Here is a 15,077-nt window from a genome sequence, read left to right on the forward strand (position 1 = left end):
TCACGGGCGGCGGCACACGGAGAGGGGGCCGGTTCCGGGTTGACGGACCGCCGGATGGCACACTGGGAGCCCCACAGAGTGGGTCACGGCCTCGGCGGTGAAGCGTACCGTAATGAACCGAATTGCCACTCTGGCGAAGCGCAAGGCATACACCCAGGCACATGATCACGACAAGCAATCTGCGATTTTTCACTCGAACGTGTGTTTGGCGCAACCTTTCGAAAGCAACTACCGTTGGCTAGCTAGGGAGAACAACTCGAGAGGGGCCGACCGACGTGACCACCACCGCAGACAGCGCCACCATCACTGCCCAGGACCGTTCCCAGGGCCGACTCGAGCCGGTGCATGCCATGAATGACGCATCCATGAGTGCGGAGGGGCCAAAGCCCGCGCGCTCCCTGCCGGGCCGACCTCCCGGAATCCGGGCGGACAGCTCGGGGCTCACGGACAGGCAGCGCCGTGTCATCGAGGTGATCAGGGACTCCGTGCAGCGGCGCGGTTACCCACCGTCGATGCGGGAGATCGGCCAGGCGGTGGGCCTGTCGAGCACATCGTCGGTCGCGCACCAGCTGATGGCCCTCGAGCGCAAGGGCTTCCTGCGCCGGGACCCGCACCGCCCCCGCGCCTACGAGGTCCGTGGCTCCGACCAGCCGAGCGCGCAGCCCACGGACACCGCAGGCAAGCCGGCCGCGTCGTACGTCCCGCTCGTCGGCCGCATCGCCGCCGGTGGCCCGATCCTCGCGGAAGAGTCCGTCGAGGACGTGTTCCCCCTCCCCCGGCAGCTCGTCGGTGACGGCGAGCTGTTCGTCCTGAAGGTCGTCGGTGACTCGATGATCGAGGCCGCGATCTGTGACGGCGACTGGGTCACGGTCCGCCGCCAGCCTGTCGCGGAGAACGGCGACATCGTCGCCGCGATGCTCGAGGGCGAGGCCACCGTCAAGCGTTTCAAGCGCGAGGACGGCCATGTGTGGCTGCTGCCGCACAACTCCGCGTACCAGCCGATCCCCGGTGACGAGGCGACGATCCTCGGCAAGGTGGTGGCCGTTCTGCGGCGGGTGTGACACCGCGCCCCTGACCGGGCCCCGGAACCAACTGCGCCGGTTCCGGGGCCCTGCTGTGTCCTGGGCCTGCCGAGCGTCCTTTGCCCGCGGTTTCCTATGCATGGCGTTCGCGGAGCCAGATGTGTGGGCGGAGCTCCGGGTGTCCGGGGCTCCGCCCACGCGTCCGCACGGTCCGTGCGGCTACGCGGTCTCTTCGGCTTCGGCGGTCGCCTTCGCATCGATCGCGGCCAGCGAGCGCCGCACCTGGTTCGGGTCCGTCGTGTACCAGAAGTCCGGCATCGAGGCCCGCAGATAGCTGCCGTACCGGGCCGTCGCCAGCCGCGGGTCCAGGACCGCCACGACGCCGCGGTCTCCCGTCGCCCGTACGAGGCGGCCCGCGCCCTGGGCCATCAGCAGGGCAGCGTGCGTCGCCGCCACGGCCATGAAGCCATTGCCGCCGCCGTCCTCGACGGCCTTCTGCCGGGCGCTCATCAGCGGATCGTCGGGCCGCGGGAACGGGATCTTGTCCATGACGACGAGCTGACAGCTGGCGCCCGGAACGTCCACGCCCTGCCACAGGGAGAGCGTGCCGAACAGACACGTCTTCGGGTCGGCCGCGAACCCCTTGATCAGCTCGCCGAGCGTCTCCTCGCCCTGGAGCAGGATCGGGTACTCGGGGAGCCGGGTCCGCAGCTCCTCCGCCGCGGCCTGGGCGGCGCGCATCGACGAGAAGAGTCCCAGCGTCCGGCCACCGGCGGCCTGCATCAGCTCGGCCAGCTCGTCCATCATGTCGCTGCGGGTGCCCTCACGCGCGGGGCGTGCCAGGTGCTTGGCGACGTAGAGAATGCCCTGCTTGCGGTACTCGAACGGCGATCCGACATCGACGCCCTTCCACTGCGGCAGGCCCTCGCCCTCCTGGCCCTCGGGGGCCAGGCCCAGAGAGGCACCCACCCCGTTGAAGTCGCCGCCCAGCTTGAGTGTCGCCGAGGTCAGCACGACGGACCGCTCCGCGAAGAGCTTCTCCCGCAGCAGGCCGGACACCGACATGGGGGCCACTCTGAGGGACGCGCCGAAGCGGTCGTGACGCTCGTACCAGACGACGTCGTATTCGGAGCCGTTCGTGACGCGCTCGGCCACGTCGTGGATGCTCTCCACGGAGGCCAGGGCCTGCTTGCGTACCGCGTCCTCGTCCTGGACGGACTTGTCGCGCGTGGTGCCCAGGGCCGAGATGACGGTCCGGGAGGCGTCCCGCAGCGCCATCAGCGCATAGCCGAGGTCCTCCGGGACCTCCTCCAGACGGCCGGGCAGCGCCAGCTCCATGAGCCGCTCGAAGCCCTCGGCTGCGGTCTGGAGCTGATCGGCCGCCTTCTCGTTGACGAGCTTGGCGGAACGGCGCACCGCGCGGTTCACCTGCCCCGGGGTGAGCTCGCCGGTCGCCACACCCGTGACCCGGGAGACCAGCTCGTGTGCCTCGTCCACGATCAGTACTTCGTGGGACGGCAGGACAGGCGCCCCTTCGATGGCGTCGATCGCCAGGAGCGCGTGATTCGTGACGATCACATCGGCGAGCTTGGCCCGCTCCCGGGCCGCCTCGGCGAAGCACTCCTGTCCGTACGCGCACTTGGTGGCGCCCAGACATTCCCTGGAGGAGACCGACACCTGGGACCAGGCCCGGTCGGAGACTCCGGGGGTCAGGTCGTCCCGGTCGCCGGTCTCCGTCTCGTGGGCCCAGTCCCGCATCCGCAGCAGGTCCTGGCCGAGCTTGCTGGTCGGAGCGGCCGCTTCGAACTGGTCGAAGAGCCCCTCCTCCTCGTCCTGCGGCGCTCCTTCATGGAGGCGGTGCAGGCACAGATAGTTCGACCGGCCCTTGAGCATGGCGAACTGGGGGCGCCGGCGCAGCAGGGGGTGCAGCGCGTCGACCGTGCGCGGCAGATCCCGCTCGACGAGCTGGCGCTGGAGGGCCAGCGTGGCCGTCGCGACCACGACCCGCTCCCCGTGCGCCAGGGCAGGGACCAGGTATCCGAGGGACTTACCGGTACCCGTGCCTGCCTGTGCGAGCAGGTGGGAACCGCCGTCGATCGCCTCGGCGACGGTCTCGGCCATGGTCACCTGGCCAGGTCGTTCCGTACCGCCGACGGCGGCGACGGCGGCGTGCAGGAGCTCGGGGAGGGAGGGCTTCGTCATAGCTCGACCACCCTACGGGGCACCACTGACAATCCCGCGATCAAGGCTGGTGCAGTGGATTGGGCACCGTGCCGTGCACGGCCGCGTGGGGGCGCTGCGACCGGTCGCGGTAACCATCCAGGTGCAGTCGGTTGCGATTGAGGCAGAGCCGTTCGATACGGGGAGTGAGGAGGTCGAACATCTCGTACCGCTCCTTGAGCTCGGGGAAGCGCGCCTGATGCCGCACGATCTCTGCGCGCACCAGGGACCAGAACTTCTCTTCCGTGACCCCAATTTGCTTCTCGCACAGAGGCGCCAGATACCGGAAGACGCCGACGAAGAGCCCTGAGTGAATGAATTGGGTCAGGAAGGCGGGCGGCTCGGTGAGCAGGATCTCGCGTACGTCCTGCGGCATCCGGTCGTGTTCGGGCAGCGGCTCGGCGCTCACGTTCACGTCGTCGACGAAGTCCTTCACCGCGAGCCGCACCGGCACGTCGTGGTCGTCGAAGACGACGATGGCGTTCTCCCCGTGCGGGGAGAACACGGTGCCGTAGTGGTAGAGGAAGTGCAGAAGCGGGGGCAGCAGAGCCGCGAAGAGCCGGCGCAGCCACACCTCGGGGGTCAGCCCGGATCGGGCGACGAGCTCCGCGGTGAATGCCCGGCCGTGCGGATCTACGTGGAGCAGAGAGGCCAGGGTGCGGGCCCGCTCGCCAGGAGCGAGATACCGGGAGACCGGTTCGCGCCAGATGGCGCCCAGCAACTCCTTGTACTGATACGGAACCTCTTCGAGGCCGTCGTATGCGGGGTGCTCGACAGCGACCGAAGCCACCTCTCCCAGGAGGATGACTCCGCAATCGTCCTTCAAGAAGGGGTCTGTTTCGCGGAGCGAGTGCATCCACGCGGTGACCGACGGTGCGGCGAGCGTGCGCTCTGTGGGCAGGCCCCGCCACACAAGGGTGTTGAGGACGGACAGTGGAAGCTTCACCGTGTGGCGGTCGGGGCGCGAGACATTGAGGAAAGTACGGATCGACTGCTGGGGCAGGCGCACGTCGCCGTCGGTGGGGAGCGGCACGATGGCGTCCGTCGCGACGGGGCCGGCGTAGAGCGGCAGCACGATGTTGTTCCACTGCCACGGGTGTACGGGTAGGTACAGGTAGGCCTGTGGGTCCAGGCCGCGCTCCCGGAGGGCCTCGGCGAAGGAGTCCCGCGCCGCCGGGGAGAGCTCACGGTCGTACAGGCGATCGGCTGTCGCCAGGTCCGCGACGCCTCTGTAGGCGGCGATCCTCGTGTTGACGGCGATCCAGGGGAGCGTCCCGGGGAGCCGGGCCTCGGGGGCCCAGCGGGCCGTGTCGGAGGCTGAGAACCCCAGGCGGCCCTTGTTGAGGACAAGCCAAGGGTGGCCGGTCTGGTGGCCTTCCAGTTCGGCGTATCCGAGCTCGGCGAGCTGGGCCGCGGTGAGCGCGGTGTGGTCGAGACGGGCGTCGGCGGCGAGGGTGACGGTGAGCTCGCGGATGAGATGCCCGAGCGTGGCGCCGTCGAGGCCGAGGACGTGCTTGGTACGGAGGAGGAAGACGAGGGGGTCGGTGAAGCGTTCCGGCGGGTTTGTTGCGGGGAGCGAGGGCTTGGGCTCGGCGGCGTCCGCGTCCTTGTCAGTCTGTGCGGCGTGGCCGACGGTCTCGTCTGGGCGACCGACGGTCTCGTCTGGGCGGCCCGCGGTCTCGTCTGGGCGACCGACGGTCTCGTCTGGGCGGCCCGCGGTCTCGTCTGGGCAGCCGGCGACCCACTGAATGCTGCCGGGATCTACAAGCCAGCTGCCGTAGGCGCCCCGGCGGGCCCGGAACCGGAACGCGCTGCCGGGCGACATGTGGGCGCCCCCGACGGTGAGGGTGTAGAGGTCTGTCCGTCCTGGCCCCGGACCCGACCCATGCTCCTGCTCCGGCCCGCGCTCCGGCTCCGGCTCCGGCTCCGGCTCACGTTTCGGTTCGATGATCTCCTCGTACGCGAACTCGCCGATCATCTTCGCCAGCAGCCGGGAGGCGGCGCGCTCCCAGTTCTCGGAGGTCAGTTCCGCTGGGTCGTACAGAGCGGAGGACGCTGCGGAAGTCTGGGGCTCGGACGGATTCGGCACGGGGACTCCTCGGGAGGGAACCGGATCGGGGTGAGCGGTGTACTAAGAGTGACGGGCTCACAGCAGAGCGCGCAGGGCCCGGTCTCGGATCATCAGTGCGGCCCGTTTGTCAGGGAGGTCCACCTCGGCGGAGAAACGGAAACCAGCACTCAAGAACGCAGATACGGAGGGGGTGTTGCGGAGGTCCGGCTCTGCGACGACACGAGCGCAGGGCGGACGGTGGTCGAGTACGAGGTCGGCGACGGCCTTGAGCAGGCCTGTGCCGAGTCCTCGGCCGCGGCTGGCGACACCACCGATAAGGAGGTGAACACCGGTGTCGTGCGGGCGGGCGGGGTAGTAGCGGGCCAGTGGGTCGAGGTCGGCGCGGTAGATCTCCCAGTAGCTCATCGGAGTGCCGTCCAGTACGCCGAGGCAGGGGACGCTGCGCCCGTCGCCGTCCAGTTGGGGGCGGAGATGATTCTCCGTGACGCTCTCCGGGCCTTCAAGTTCCCAGAAGGCGGCTACGGCTGGGTCGTTCATCCAGCGGCTGATCAGCGGCAGGTCGCGTTCGATACGGACGGGAACCAGCTGGAAGACGCCGGAACGTGTGGTGACCGGTCCCCACGCTCCGACGTTGTCGAGCAGGTCGTCGTCCGCCAGGGCCGTCGAGGTGCCGCCCGGTACGTGTGCTCGCGTTCCGTCGGCTGCCTGCCCACACCCGGAAAAGCCTGCGCCGGTCCCCTGGCCAGCGCCGCCGTTGGCCTGTCCGCCGGTTCCACCCTGCCCGGCGATCAGTTCGATGAGTTCGTCGGGCAGACGCAGGTCCAGGGTGTCGGCGACGTCCGTACCGGCGCCGGGCTCGGAGCCTGTGAGCTCGTCGGCGCCGGGGCCCGTGTCGGCGATCTCTTCGGTGACGGCATCGGTAAGGGCGGTGACGGGCGTGGCTCCGGCGTCGGTGCGCGCGTCGGTGGATGACACGGCGACGTTCCTCTCAGGGGATGGGGTGGGGCATGTTCCTCAGGAATGAAGGGGGTTGGCGATGGTGACGTAGACGGACTGGGTGTCGACGGGACCGACGAGTTCGTCGAGTCCGTGCAGGCGGGTGAGGAGGTTGGCCTTGCAGCGCAGGGCCGGGGAGTCGAGGAGGTATCCGGGCAGTGGGGTGCGGAGCTTGTCCGGGCCCGACGCGACATCGGAGAGGAACCCGCGGAAGGCAGCTAGCAACAGCCGCTCGTCCGCGAGCTGTTGGGAGCCAAAGGCGCCGATGAGACCGAAGACGTTGTTGATCCCGAGGTAGTACGCGAACCTCTCGTCGGTGACGTCGTCGGAGACGAAGGTGTCGCTGTGGCTGCCGATGCCGGGCAGCCGGCCGTCCAGCTCGGCACGCCGGGACTCGCGGAAGTAGTAGCCCTGGTTGTCGCGGTAGCGGCCGCCGACGGGCCAGCCTTCGGGGTCGAGCAGCAGCAGCGTGTTCTGCTGATGGGCCTCCAGGGCCACGCCGGCGGTGCTGTCGAGCCAGAGCACGGGACGTACGACGTGTTCGAGGTAGCGCAGGAACCACTCGGCGGCGACGGCGCCGCGGGGGCGTCCTGTGTGGCCGGCGAGGCGGGTGATCGTCTCGGCTAGGCGGGAGCGCATGAGCTGGCGGTCCCGTTGTCCGTGGGGCGCGGCCGGGGGTCTGGGCGACACGAAGCCGGCGAGGCAGGCTGCGTCGTCTCCGGGTGCGAACGGGTTGTTCCGGATCATCACGTCCAGGCCGGGCACCGGTTCGCCGTCCGGGCCGTTGACGGCGAGCCAGGCCGGATCGCGGACGATGTCGAATCCGGGGTGGGCGGCCTGCCACTGCTCGAAGAGCCCTGTGCGCAGAAGTCGGTGGACCTCGACGCCGCGGTGGAGTTCCTTACGGAGGTTCTCCCGACGGGAGTTGGTGATGCGCAGGCCGAGTGAGAGCTTCAGCATGGCCGACGCATCGGGCCGGTAGAGGGTACGGACGGAGGAGGTGGGGTACCAGGAGGGACCGTGCGGACCGAGGTCACGCAGAAGGCCGGCGTCAAGGAGGGCCGCCGTCTGGGGGCGGTGCTTGAGTTCGCGAACTTGCCAGGGGTGCACGGGCAGCGCGGCGTGACCGTCGGGCAGGGGCAATTCCGCCCCGGCGAGTTGGAGGGTGAGCTGGTCTGCCGGGAGTGGGCGGCCCCGACGGGTCCAGGCCGAGTCCATCGCGAACACCGAGCGGTTCACCGCCATCCAATGCACGGGGAAGGATCCCTGCAACTCGGGTGAATAGAGACGGGATTCGACCTCGGACAGGCCCTCGCGACTCTTCGGAGTCGGGTGCAGGGGGTGGCCGAGCAGGAGGGACTGTTCGGCGGCCAGGAAGAGGTCGGTCGTGTCGCGCGGGTTGCTGCGACGGTGGGCGATGAAGTCGGCGGTGCGGCGAATCGAGTCAGCGACGCGCCCCACCAGGTCAGCTCCGTCGCCTGAGGGGATGGGGTGGGAGGAGTGAGGGGTGGCGGGGGGAGACGGCTCGGGGGGTGAGGTCTCGGGGTGGGAGGACTCGGGGCGTGTGGCCTCGGGGTGGGGAGACTCGGGGTGGTGGGCCTGCGCCTCCGGGTAAGAGATCTCGCCGCTGACGTCGGGCTGCGCGACGGGGTCGGCGTGCGGACGCGGGGCCTCGGGTGCGGCGGCAGCGGCGACGGCTTCGGCGGTGTCCGCGACGGTCGGCGTAGGCGGCGCAAGGACGCTCGGGGCCGGCACCGAGGCGGTCGGGGCCGAGGCGGTCGAGGCCGTGGCGGTCGAGGTCGGCGCCGAGGCGGTCGGAATCGGCGTCGAGACGGTTGGGGTCGGCTCCGAGGCGGTCGGCGAACCCGGCCCGCCTGGGGCGTCGGATGCGGTGTCCGGCGTGCCCGTCGACCCCGGAACGGCGCCCCCCCGTGGGAGGGCATCACCGCCGCTTCCGCTGCCGCCCCTCACTCGGACACCGACACCACCCCCGACCTCGGCCGCGCTTCCCGGATCCGATGCCTCGCGGCTCAGGAGGGCGGCGACCGTGACGGCGCCGCCTCGCGGGGCGTCCAGCGGGCCGTCCTGGAGATGGGGCATGCCGAACCGGTGCCAGCCGGTCGCGGACCAGTAGTGGACAGGGATGAGGAGAGCGGTGCCACTTGCGGGCAGAGGAATGCGAAGAGTGCCGTGCGGGGGTTCGGCCAGATCGTTCTCCCGCACCCAGCAGCGGAGCAGGTTCTCGACGGCCGCGGCCTGGGCCGCGGTGCCGGGGTCGGGATGCTCCAGCAGGTCGGCGGTGGAGCCGTGCAGTTGCTCGGCCTCCTGGCTGCCGACCTTCTGCCGGGGGACCGTCCCGCGTTCCGGGGCGAGTTGGGGCTGCGTGTCGCAGGCTCCGCTCGCCTGGAGGCGGTGTCGGTGGTCGGGTGCGGGATTGGCGTTCAACGGGGCTTCCTTGTGGGGTAGTTGACTCCGTGATGCGGTGGTCCGGACTGTCCGGTGTTCCGCTGCTGGCCGTGGTGGTCCGTGTCGTGACGGTCCGTGTCGTGACGGTCCGTGTCGCGGTGGCCCTGGCCGGTGGGTGTGGGGCTTCAGGACCGGGCCGGTCCCGGCTGGGCTATCCGCGATGAGTGCGGGCCGCCTCGGCCAAGGCGTCGGCGAGACGCTCGACGACGGCGGCAGCCTGTTCATCGGTGATCGTGAGGGGCGGCAGAAGGCGTACGACGCTGGAGTGGCGGCCGCCGAGCTCGACGATGAGTCCACGGCGGAGGCATTCGCGCTGCACGGACGCGGCGAGTTCGGGCGCGGGAGGATGCGGGCTCGCGTCGGGTGCGGCCGGTCGGTCCGCGTCCTGGGCGGCGCCTACGCCGACCAGTTCGACGCCGATCATCAGGCCGCGGCCCCGCACGTCCCCGATGCAGGGGTGTTCGGCGGCGAGGCCCTGGAGCTGGCCCACCACGCGGGCGCCCAAGAGGGCGGCCCGTTCGGCGAGACGGTTCTCCCGGACATAGGCGAGGGTCGCGGCGCCGGCGGCCATGGCGAGTTGGTTCCCACGGAACGTGCCGGCGTGGGCCCCGGGTTGCCACACGTCGAGGTCGTCCCGGTAGACGACGACGGCCAGGGGAAGGCTGCCGCCGATCGCCTTGGACAGGACCATGACGTCGGGCACCACGCCGCTGTGTTCGACGGCCCAGAAGGCACCGGTCCTGCCGACGCCGGTCTGGACCTCGTCGGCGATCAGTGGGATGGAACGTGCGGCGGTGAGTTCACGCATCCGACGCATCCAGGCGTCGGGCGCGGGAATCACCCCGCCTTCCCCCTGGACGGGTTCGAGGATCATGCCGGCGGGGTGCGGCACCCCCGACTTGGGGTCGTCGATGAGGGATTCGGTCCAGCGCGCGGAGAGTTCGGCGCCGCGCTCACCGCCGACGCCGAAGGGACAGCGGTAGTCCTGCGGAAAGGGCAGCCGCGCGACCCTGACGTCCTGCGCCCCACCGGACGCTTCGAGCGCCCCCGCGGTCATCCCGTGATAGGCGCCGGTGAAGGCGAGCATTCCGCTGCGGCCTGTGGCCGTGCGGACGAGTTTCAGGGCGGCCTCCACCGCGTCGGTGCCGGCCGGTCCGCAGAACTGGATCCGTGCCCGCTCGGCGAGTCCGGCGGGCAGCGTTCGGAAGAGTTCCGTCGTGAAGGCGTCCTTCACGGGAGTGGCCAGATCGAGCACATGCAGGGGGGCGCCGGAGTCGAGTACGCGTCTGATCGCTTCGAGCACGACAGGGTGATTGTGGCCGAGGGCCAGCGTGCCCGCGCCGGAGAGGCAGTCGAGGTACCGGCGTCCGTCGGCGCCCTCGATCGTCAGGCCGCGCGCCCGCACGGGCACGATCGGCAGGGCGCGCGCATAGGTGCGGGCCGCCGACTCCCGCGCGGACTGCCGTCGCAGGATTCCCTCTTGGGCAGCGCCCTCACGGGCGGCGCCCCCCTCATACCCCGCGGACACCGCCGCGGGCGCAGGCTCGGTGACGGCCACTGCTGTTGGTCCTCCCCCTGGATCCCGCTGGATCCGGTCGAATTCTCGGTATGGGGGGATCGGTTGACGTACGGGTGTCCGGGGCGGAACCCCAAGGACCGAGCGACGGCGGCGAATCCCCCGTACGTACCAACGACGGGGACTGCGCGGGATCACGGGTCGGCGGAAAATCCTTGTCTCTTGGAAGATCGATGCCGTGACGGAACCGTTGCCGTTCCGTGGGTAGTCCCCCACAGCGCCCGCATAGGGTGGGTTGCCGTTCGACGGAGGGCCGAGGGTTCGGTCGCGGGGCGAGGCACACCAAGTGCCGAGTGTGGCGCGACGGGTTCACGACCGCCGGCGGCCGGCACTGCACAGCTCTCGAAGCCCAGGGGGATTCACGACATGCGACCCATACGTCCGCTCTCGACCGTTCAGCGCGGGAGGAGCGCGCGCCGCAGAACCTCCCCCGTGGCGGCCGCTCTCGCCATCGGTGCGGCGCTCGCGCTCACCGCCACCGCGTGCGGTCCCGGCGACGACAACGCGGACTCGAAGCCGACCGCGTCCGCGGCGCAGGGCGGCAGCGACAAGATCCAGATCCCGGACGACATCAAGGACCGGCTCAAGGAGCACGGTATTGATCTGGACAAGTGGAAGAACGGCGAGTGGAAGAACTGGGACAAGGACAAGTGGCTGCGTGAGGCGCAGGACTACGTCAACCCCATCATCGACGGTCTGTGGGACCCGGACCGGATGCGTGACGCCGACAAGAACCCGGACAACGAGGTCGACGACAACGACATCTCGGGCGACCAGGGTGTGACGGACCCGACGCCGCAGCCGGTGAAGGCCGCGGCCGTCGGCACGCCGTACCACGACAGCGCGCCGTACGCCGGAAAACTCTTCTTCGACGGCCCCGAGGGCTCGATGGTCTGCTCGGCGACAGTCGTCACGGACCCCGCGCACCCGGGCAAGTCGAACATGGTGTGGACCGCGGGCCACTGCGTGCACGCCGGCAAGAACGGCGGTTGGTACCGCAACATCGCCTTCGTGCCCTCGTACAACAACGCGGGCCTGTCGGACGAGCAGCTCAAGACCGCCACCAAGGAAGAGGTCGCTCCGTACGGCGTCTGGTGGGGCGCGTGGGCGCAGACGTCCGACCAGTGGATCGAGCAGGGCGGTCCGACGGGCGGGCAGGGCGCGCCGTACGACTTCGCGGTCATCCAGGTCACACCAGAGAAGGGCAGCGAGGGCAAGTCCCTTGAGGAGGCGGTCGGTACGGCCGTGCCGGTCGACTTCAACGCGCCCGCGGTGCCGAAGATCGCGACGATGACGGCGAAGGGCTACCCGGCCGCACCGCCGTACGACGGCCAGACGCTCTACCAGTGCGCCGACAAGCCGGGCCGGCTCTCGCTCGCGAAGGCCGAGCCGACGATGTACCGCATCGGGTGCACCATGACCGGCGGTTCCTCCGGTGGCGGCTGGATCGCGCAGGGCTCCAGCGGCAAGCCGTCGCTGGTGTCGAACACGTCGATCGGCCCGGTGACGGCCGGCTGGCTCGCGGGCCCGCGCCTCGGCAAGGAAGCCAAGGGGATCTACGACGCGGTCAGCAAGAAGTACGCCGGCCAGTAGGGCCGGCAACGCCGGTGAGCAGGCAACGGGCGGCGGCGGGGTGACGACACCTTCACCACCCCGCCGCTGTTCGTCCTCAACTCCACAGGCATAGTGGGGTGCTGCGTCCGAGATCTCCGCACGGAGCTCTCTTCAGACCTGACAAGCTCATGACACATTCGCTCAACGGGGGTAACAGCACCATGCGTTCCACACGTCCGTCATCCAAGCGGAGCAGGGGCCGTCGCAATGTCCTCGCCGCTACGGGGCTCGCCGCGGCCCTGGTGCTCACCGCCACGGCCTGCGGCCCGAGCGACGACAAGGCGAGTGACAAGTCGGGTGCCACGGCTTCGCAGGGAGCCGACAAGGGATCCGACGGCAAGCTGCCGGGGGGCATCGCCGACCAGCTCAAGAAGCACGGCATCGACCCGGACAAGTGGAAGAACGGCGCCTGGAAGAACTGGGACAAGGACGAGTGGCTGCGCGAGGCCAAGGACTTCGTCAACCCGGTCATCAAGGACCACTGGAAGCCCGAGCGGATGAAGTCCGCCAAGGACCCGGACAAGACGATCGCCGCGAAGGACGCGTCGGCCGACCAGGGCGCCACGGACCCTGAGCCGCAGCCCGTCAAGGCCGTGCCCGAGAAGACCCCGTACCACGAGAACGCCGCCCCGGTCGGCAAGGTCTTCTTCGACTCGCCCGAGGGTTCGATGGTCTGCTCCGGCACCGTCGTGAAGGACCCGCGCAACCCGGGCAAGTCCAACCTCGTCTGGACCGCGGGCCACTGCGTGCACGCGGGTGCGGCGGGCGGCTGGTACCGCAACATCGCCTTCGTCCCGGCCTACAACGACCTGGGCAAGTCCGAGGCGCGGCTGCAGAACGCCACCCCGCAGGAGATCGCCCCGTACGGCACCTTCTGGGCCGACTGGGCCTCCACCTCCAACGAGTGGATCGACACGGGCGCCGAGTCGGGTGGTGCGGGCGCTCCGTACGACTACGCGGTGCTGCACGTGAAGCCGGAGCAGGGTTCCAAGTCCCTTGAGGAGACCGTCGGAAACGCGCTGCCCGTCGACTTCTCCGAGCCCACGGTCCAGTCGGTCAGCAGCATGGGCGCCTGGGGCTACCCGGCCGCGCCGCCGTTCAACGGCCAGCTGATGCACAAGTGCATCGACCGTCCGGGCCGTCTGTCCCTCAGCCCCGGCATGCCGACGATGTACCGCATCGGCTGCACCATGACCGGCGGTTCGTCCGGTGGCGGCTGGTTCCGGATGGTCGACGGGAAGACGCAGCTGGTGTCGAACACGTCGATCGGCCCGGCCGAGAACACCTGGCTGGCCGGACCGCAGCTGGGCAAGGGCGCCCAGCAGGTCTTCGACACGATGAGCGAGAAGTACGGCAGCCGGTAACCGCCGGCTTCACCGAACGAACGAGGGCCCGCCCCCAGGAAGTTGGGGGCGGGCCCTCGCCGTCGGCACAGGATGCCCGGCTGCTGCCGGAGCGTCAGCTCGCGGCCGCCGCCAGGAGGTACGGCGCGAACTCGGCGGCGAGTTCCTCGTGCACCCGTCCCTTGAGCAGGGTGCCGTCCGCGGTGTGCTCCTCGGAGATCACCTCGCCGTCGGCGTGCGCACGCGCGACCAGCTGACCGTGCGTGTACGGCACGAGCGCCTCGATCTCGACCTCGGGACGCGGCAGCTCGTCGTCGATGATCGCGAGCAGCTTGTCCATGCCGAGCCCGGTGCGGGCCGACACCGCGATGGCGCGCTTCTCGACGCGCAGCAGCCGCTGGAGGATGAGCGGATCGGCCGCGTCCGCCTTGTTGATCACCACGATCTCGGGCACCTTCGTGGCGCCCACGTCGCGGATGACCTCGCGCACGGCGGCCAGCTGCTCCTCCGGCGCCGGGTGCGATCCGTCCACCACGTGCAGGATCAGGTCGGATTCACCGACCTCCTCCATCGTGGAGCGGAACGCCTCGACGAGGTGGTGCGGCAGGTGCCGTACAAAACCGACTGTGTCGGCCAGTGTGTAGAGACGGCCGCTGGGGGTCTCGGCCCTGCGGACGGTCGGGTCGAGGGTGGCGAACAGGGCGTTCTCCACCAGGACGCCGGCACCCGTCAGGCGGTTGAGCAGGGACGACTTGCCCGCGTTGGTGTATCCGGCGATGGCGACCGAAGGCACCTTGTTGCGGCGCCGCTCCTGGCGCTTGATCTCGCGGCCGGTCTTCATGTCCGCGATTTCCCGGCGCATCTTCGCCATCTTCTCGCGGATCCGTCGCCGGTCCGTCTCGATCTTGGTCTCACCGGGACCACGGGTGGCCATGCCGCCACCGCCGCCGCCACCCATCTGCCGGGAGAGCGACTGACCCCAGCCGCGCAGCCGCGGCAGCATGTACTGCATCTGCGCGAGGGCGACCTGCGCCTTGCCCTCTCGGGACTTGGCGTGCTGGGCGAAGATGTCGAGGATCAGGGCGGTCCTGTCGACCACCTTGACCTTGACGACGTCTTCGAGGTGGATGAGCTGGCCGGGGCTGAGCTCACCGTCACACACGACGGTGTCGGCTCCGGTCTCGAGGACGATGTCGCGCAGCTCCAGGGCCTTGCCCGAGCCGATGTACGTCGCCGCGTCGGGCTTGTCCCGGCGCTGGATGACGCCGTCGAGCACCTGGGCGCCGGCGGTCTCGGCGAGAGCGGCCAGCTCCGCGAGGGAGTTCTCCGCGTCACTGACGGTTCCCGAGGTCCACACACCGACGAGCACGACCCGCTCCAGGCGGAGCTGTCGGTACTCGACTTCGGTGACGTCCTCGAGCTCGGTGGACAGGCCCGCGACACGGCGCAGGGCCGCACGCTCGGAGCGGTCGAACTGATCGCCGTCCCGCTCTCCGTCGATCTCGTGGCTCCAGGCGACGTCCTCTTCCATCAGGGCATCGGCCCGAAGACCTTCGGGGTTGTTCTGCGCGAAGCTCTGCGCGTCCTGGGAAGGGGAAGAAGAGGAGGTCATTGGATCCTTACGTCGAGGTGTTAGGAATGTGTGACGGTCCGCGCATGACAGCGTGGTCCTTCGACTGACACAACGTCCCGGGCCGTCCGTAGATTCCCGGGCCGGCCGTGCCGCCGACCTGAAGATGGTCGCACGGCACGGCCCGTCTCGTCACCCG

General features: G+C 70.0%; 9 protein-coding genes. 3 read left to right on the forward strand and 6 right to left on the reverse strand.

Annotated features, from left to right (window positions below; genetic code table 11):
* Positions 1 to 275 precede the first annotated feature (275 nt).
* Positions 276 to 1,061, forward strand: coding sequence for a transcriptional repressor LexA (gene lexA, locus OG456_RS09450; protein ID WP_100591111.1), 786 nt, complete (start codon positions 276 to 278; stop codon positions 1,059 to 1,061).
* Positions 1,062 to 1,241: 180 nt separating this feature from the next.
* On the opposite strand, the gene OG456_RS09455 is transcribed toward lexA, so the two are convergent.
* From OG456_RS09455 to OG456_RS09475, 5 genes are all read right to left on the reverse strand, one after another.
* Positions 1,242 to 3,224 (reverse strand): ATP-dependent DNA helicase, encoded by a 1,983-nt coding sequence (locus OG456_RS09455; protein ID WP_266559127.1) that lies wholly within the window; start codon positions 3,222 to 3,224, stop codon positions 1,242 to 1,244.
* A gap of 40 nt (positions 3,225 to 3,264) precedes the next feature.
* On the reverse strand, positions 3,265 to 5,331 hold the full coding sequence (locus OG456_RS09460; protein WP_266559129.1) for an IucA/IucC family siderophore biosynthesis protein: 2,067 nt from the start codon (positions 5,329 to 5,331) through the stop codon (positions 3,265 to 3,267).
* 57 nt (positions 5,332 to 5,388) lie between these two features.
* A complete protein-coding gene (locus OG456_RS09465) occupies positions 5,389 to 6,288 on the reverse strand; it encodes a GNAT family N-acetyltransferase (RefSeq protein WP_266559131.1) in 900 nt (299 codons plus the stop codon).
* 39 nt (positions 6,289 to 6,327) lie between these two features.
* A complete protein-coding gene (locus OG456_RS09470) occupies positions 6,328 to 8,622 on the reverse strand; it encodes an IucA/IucC family siderophore biosynthesis protein (RefSeq protein WP_266569129.1) in 2,295 nt (764 codons plus the stop codon).
* 304 nt (positions 8,623 to 8,926) lie between these two features.
* A complete protein-coding gene (locus OG456_RS09475; protein WP_266569130.1) occupies positions 8,927 to 10,303 on the reverse strand; it encodes a diaminobutyrate--2-oxoglutarate transaminase family protein in 1,377 nt (458 codons plus the stop codon).
* Positions 10,304 to 10,717: 414 nt separating this feature from the next.
* Between OG456_RS09475 and OG456_RS09480 the strand changes: the two genes are divergently transcribed.
* Both OG456_RS09480 and OG456_RS09485 read left to right on the forward strand, forming a co-directional pair.
* Positions 10,718 to 11,944, forward strand: a complete 1,227-nt coding sequence (locus OG456_RS09480) for a serine protease (protein WP_266559133.1) — start codon at positions 10,718 to 10,720, stop codon at positions 11,942 to 11,944.
* A gap of 182 nt (positions 11,945 to 12,126) precedes the next feature.
* Positions 12,127 to 13,329: a serine protease gene (locus OG456_RS09485; protein ID WP_266559135.1), complete on the forward strand. Its 1,203-nt coding sequence runs from the start codon at positions 12,127 to 12,129 to the stop codon at positions 13,327 to 13,329.
* A 94-nt stretch (positions 13,330 to 13,423) separates the two neighbouring features.
* Here the strand turns inward: OG456_RS09485 and hflX are convergent, their stop codons facing one another.
* Positions 13,424 to 14,920 (reverse strand): GTPase HflX, encoded by a 1,497-nt coding sequence (hflX, locus tag OG456_RS09490; RefSeq protein ID WP_266559137.1) that lies wholly within the window; start codon positions 14,918 to 14,920, stop codon positions 13,424 to 13,426.
* Positions 14,921 to 15,077: the final 157 nt, after the last annotated feature.

It is taken from the genome of Streptomyces sp. NBC_01446, from assembly GCF_026340095.1.
Taxonomy (GTDB): Bacteria; Actinomycetota; Actinomycetes; order Streptomycetales; family Streptomycetaceae; genus Streptomyces; species Streptomyces aureus.

Coding starts and splice junctions, on each gene's coding strand:
- hflX (WP_266559137.1), bottom strand. CDS start 14,920: ATGACCTCCTCTTCTTCCCCTTCCCAGGACGCGCAGAGCTTCGCGCAG.
- OG456_RS09480 (WP_266559133.1), top strand. CDS start 10,718: ATGCGACCCATACGTCCGCTCTCGACCGTTCAGCGCGGGAGGAGCGCG.
- OG456_RS09485 (WP_266559135.1), top strand. CDS start 12,127: ATGCGTTCCACACGTCCGTCATCCAAGCGGAGCAGGGGCCGTCGCAAT.
- OG456_RS09455 (WP_266559127.1), bottom strand. CDS start 3,224: ATGACGAAGCCCTCCCTCCCCGAGCTCCTGCACGCCGCCGTCGCCGCC.